Origin of the sequence: Tahibacter caeni (assembly GCF_024609805.1) — a bacterium.
In the GTDB taxonomy this organism is placed as follows: Bacteria; Pseudomonadota; Gammaproteobacteria; order Xanthomonadales; family Rhodanobacteraceae; genus Tahibacter; species Tahibacter caeni.
This window is the reverse complement of sequence record NZ_JANFVR010000406.1, coordinates 1-3,737: the sequence shown is the minus strand read 5'-3', so window position 1 is coordinate 3,737 and position 3,737 is coordinate 1. Positions and strand designations below refer to the sequence as shown.

The window sequence follows — 3,737 nt, the reverse complement described above, 5'->3', positions numbered from 1 at the left end:
AGGCGAGCCGTCGCCGCCGCGGCGGCGCGACCGGGATCGGCGCCGGCGTCGCGGCGGCGACGGGCGCGGCGCTGACGCTTTCGGCCGGATCGTTTTCCGCCGTCGCGAAGCTGCGCAGGTTCTCCCATTCGACCGGCACCAGCAGGCGGTAGCCGAGCCGCGGCACGGTCTCTATGAAGTGCGGCGCCGACGGATCGTCGCCGAACACGCGGCGCAGTTCCTTGACGGCCTGGGTCAGCACGTCGCCGTCGCCGGCGCGGCCGGCCCAGACGCGCTGCAACAGCTCGTCGCGTATGCAGGTCACGCCGGGCTCGCGCGCGAGCTCCAGCAGGACACCGATGGCCTTGGGTGTCAGCCGCTGCGCGTCGCCGTCGCCGTGGACCCGCAGCGCGCCGACGTCGACGCGCCGCCCGGCCAGGCAGAGCACGCGCCGCAAACTCGTATCGGCCAGCACTTCGGGTCGCATCGGATCAAATCACGAAGGGTTTCGTAGATTGGGACCGAGCATGCCACAACTGCGTGGGTTTGGCACAACCGGCGCGCAAGCCGGGCAACGGCACGGCCGTCCATACGGCCGTCGCGCAAGCCGGGCAACAGCACGGCGTTCGCCGAAGGCAGCTGCATCGCCATCCTGCGCGCGCGATGCCGCGGCGAACCGCGCACAAAAAAACGCCACGACCGCGAAGCCGTGGCGCGCAAACAACCCGATCGCCGCGGGTAGGCGCGGCGGCGGCAGTCTCGCGCGAATCGGCGGTGGCCGGGTTGCCTGGCCTGCGCGCTTGCGGCGCGGCCTCCCCGCCCGCACTCGCGATCGCGGCACCCGACGCCGTCTCGCGCCGCCCGCCGGGCCCGCGCGATTCAGCCTCGCGATCGTGTTTTTTCGCCGAAGCATCTTTAACTCTTTTCTTACCTGCAACCGCGCAAGGTGCGCGCAGACTTGCCGTTGTGAGGGAAGCGCAACTGCACGACAATGCCCCCGGCACGACCAGCACCTGACCAGCCCATGTTTGCCAGTTCGTCGTTTTCTGCTGCACTACCGCGCGCATTCGGTCGCGCCGGCTCCGGTTTCGTCTGCCGTCGCGACATGGCCGCATGATCGGACCGTTGCTGCGCCACCTGTTCGCCGCGCTGAGCCTCGCGCTCGCACTGACCGTCGTCCCCGCGGCCGAGGCCGCGACCCCGCAGAGCGGCGCCCGCGCCGCCGCAGCCAAGACGACAGCGAAGAAAGCCCCGGTCAAGAAGTCCGCCGCGAAAAAAGCCGCTGCGAAAAAACCCGCCGCCCGCTCGGCCAGCGCGAATCGCCCGGCCGCCGCGATCCGCCGCGCCGCCCTGCAGACGGTCGCCGAAGGCCAGATCCCCGCGAACGCGGGGCTCAGCGCCGCCGCCGACATGAACCTCTGGCTGGATTCGATCGAGGCCTCGGGCCAGGTCGCCGGCCTCGCCGCCGCCGTCGTGCAGGGTGACCAGGTCCTGCTGCAGCGCGGGATCGGCTATGCGGACGCCGCGGCCGGCACCCCGGTCACGCCGGATACGGTGTTCCGGCTGGCCTCGCTGTCCAAATCCTTTGCCGCGACCCTGGCCGGCCTGCTCGTCGACGACGGCTACATTTCCTGGGACACGCGCGTCGGCGGCGTGCTGCCGACGTTCGCGCTCAAGGACGCCAGCGCCGCGGAGAAGCTCAGCGTGCGCGACATCCTGAGCCATCGCGTCGGCCTGCCGCACAATTCCTACGATCATCTGCTGGAGCAGGACGAGCCGTATCCGCTGCTCATCGACCGGCTGCGCGAGATCGATCCGATCTGCGGCGTCGGCGACTGCTACAGCTACCAGAACGTCGCGTTCAGCCTGCTCGGCGACGTGACCTACGCGGTGACCGGCGACTTCTTCTATCACCAGGTCGAGAAGCGCGTGTTCCATCCGCTCGGCATGGCCACGGCGACCTACGGCCGCGACGCGCTCGAATCCAGCCGCGAATGGGCGCGGCCGCATTCGCGCAGCGGCCGCCGCTGGGTGCCTTTCCAGCCGCGCGAGAACTACTACCACGTCGCGCCGGCGGCCGGCGTCAACGCCAGCATCAAGGACATGAGCCAGTACCTCATCGCGCACATGGGCGGACGGCCCGACGTGCTGCCCGAGGACCTGCTGTCTACCCTGCACCGCCCGCTCGTGGCGACGCCGACCGAAATGAGCTCGGCGCCGTGGCGCCGCGGCCGGCTGCGCGACGCGCAGTATGCGCTGGGCTGGCGCGTGTTCGACTACGCCGGCGAGACCATGGTGTTCCATGCCGGCGCCGTGCAGGGCTATCGCGGCGTCATCGCGTTCCTGCCGCAGCGCCGCTTCGGTCTGGTCATGCTGTGGAACTGCGAGACGGCGATTCCGACCGGCCTGCTGCCGATGGCGTTCGACCGCTACCTCGGCCTGCCCGAAGTCGACTGGGCCGGCGTCGAGCTGCTCGACCGCAGCCGCATGGCCGCCGGCGGCGCATCGCGCTGACGGCGATAGCCCGGGCCTGCATTTCGCGCGATGCTGCAGCGACACCCGTCGCCTTCGCCGAGACCTGCATGCACGGCCGTCGCCATCCGCGATCCGCTCCCCGACGCCCCATGAGACCGGCTTCGCCGACCTGCGCGCTCATGCCGCCGGCACGGCGCGCACCGGAGCGGCCGTCGTGCTGATCGCCGAGCGCTTCGTGCTGCTCGCGCTGGACCCGCGCACGGGCCGGCTCGCGCTGCCGCGGCGCGACACCAGCGCGGACCTGCTCTGCGCGGCCGGACTGCTGATCGACCTGCTGCTACAGCAGCGCCTCGCGATCGACGCGTCGCAGCGCTGGCAGACCGACACCTCCTTGCCGTCGAGCAATACCCTGCTGAGCGCTGCTGCCGCGGCGCTGTCGTCGACGCCGCCGCCGGCCGCCGACGACGCTCTGCGCCGCGTCGAACGGCGCCTGGCGCCGCTGGCCGGCAAACTGCTCGAAGGACTTTACCGGCGCGATTTCCTGCACCGGCAGCGCGACTGGCGCTTCTGGCGCGCCGATGCCTTGCACTATCCGCTGCGCTCGCTGCAGGCGCGCAACGACGCCGTGCAGTTCCTGCAGCAGGCCTGCGACGGCGGCAGCGCGGCCGGACTCGGGCTGTTGCTGCTGGCCGACCTCGCCGGCGTCATGACCGCGCATCTGGACGCGCGCCATCACGAGCGCGCGAACCGGCTGCTGCTCGGCCTCAATTCGGTCGATGCGCACAGCGAACTGTACGGTCTGGCCCTGCTGCGCAACGCGCTGCTGGCCTAGCGTTTCTTCGGTCGCCGTCGCGCCGCTCCGGCACTCGCCTTACGCGCATCGGCTTCCACGCCACTTTGCGGCGCCCACGAAAAAGCCGGCGCGAGGCCGGCTTTTCGTGAACGGATGACAGCCGTGCTTACATCTTGAATTCGATGCGACGGCGCACCGTAGCTTCGACGGCCGTGCCGTTGCGCAGGGCCGGATTGAAGCTCCAGCGCTGCACCGCGTCGAGCGCGGCGCGGTCGAAGGTGCGCGGCGGATCGGCGTCGAGCACGCGCGCATTGGCGACGCTGCCGTCGCTCGTGACCGTGAATTCGACCTGCACCCAGCCTTCCTGGCGCCGGCGCAGCGCCGCGTTCGGATACTGCGGCGGCACCGAGCGCACGAGCACCGCGTCGCGTGTCTCGCCGCCGGCCGCAGCGACCGGCGCGGAAGCCGGCGCGGCCGCAGGTTCGGCCGG

At 71.2% G+C, this 3,737-nt stretch carries 4 protein-coding genes; 2 read left to right on the top strand and 2 right to left on the bottom strand.

What is annotated here, in order from left to right; genetic code table 11:
* A partial coding sequence (locus tag NON22_RS21655; protein ID WP_257389077.1) for a winged helix-turn-helix domain-containing protein occupies positions 1–466 on the bottom strand: 466 nt, incomplete at its 3' end.
* Between the two features lie 626 nt (positions 467–1,092).
* Between NON22_RS21655 and NON22_RS21650 the strand changes: the two genes are divergently transcribed.
* On the top strand, positions 1,093–2,493 hold the full coding sequence (locus NON22_RS21650) for a serine hydrolase domain-containing protein (protein WP_257389075.1): 1,401 nt from the start codon (positions 1,093–1,095) through the stop codon (positions 2,491–2,493).
* A gap of 175 nt (positions 2,494–2,668) precedes the next feature.
* Positions 2,669–3,286 carry a GPP34 family phosphoprotein gene (locus tag NON22_RS21645; protein WP_257389074.1) on the top strand — a complete coding sequence of 206 codons (618 nt, stop codon included), beginning with the start codon at positions 2,669–2,671 and terminating at the stop codon, positions 3,284–3,286.
* A 127-nt stretch (positions 3,287–3,413) separates the two neighbouring features.
* Here NON22_RS21645 and NON22_RS21640 read toward each other — a convergent pair.
* Positions 3,414–3,737, bottom strand: a 324-nt coding sequence (locus NON22_RS21640; protein WP_257389073.1) for an energy transducer TonB, incomplete at its 5' end; no start/stop codon positions are given.

Bases quoted from the DNA above. Each gene is read 5' to 3' on its own strand.
- NON22_RS21650 (WP_257389075.1), top strand. From the start codon at position 1,093: ATGATCGGACCGTTGCTGCGCCACCTGTTCGCCGCGCTGAGCCTCGCG.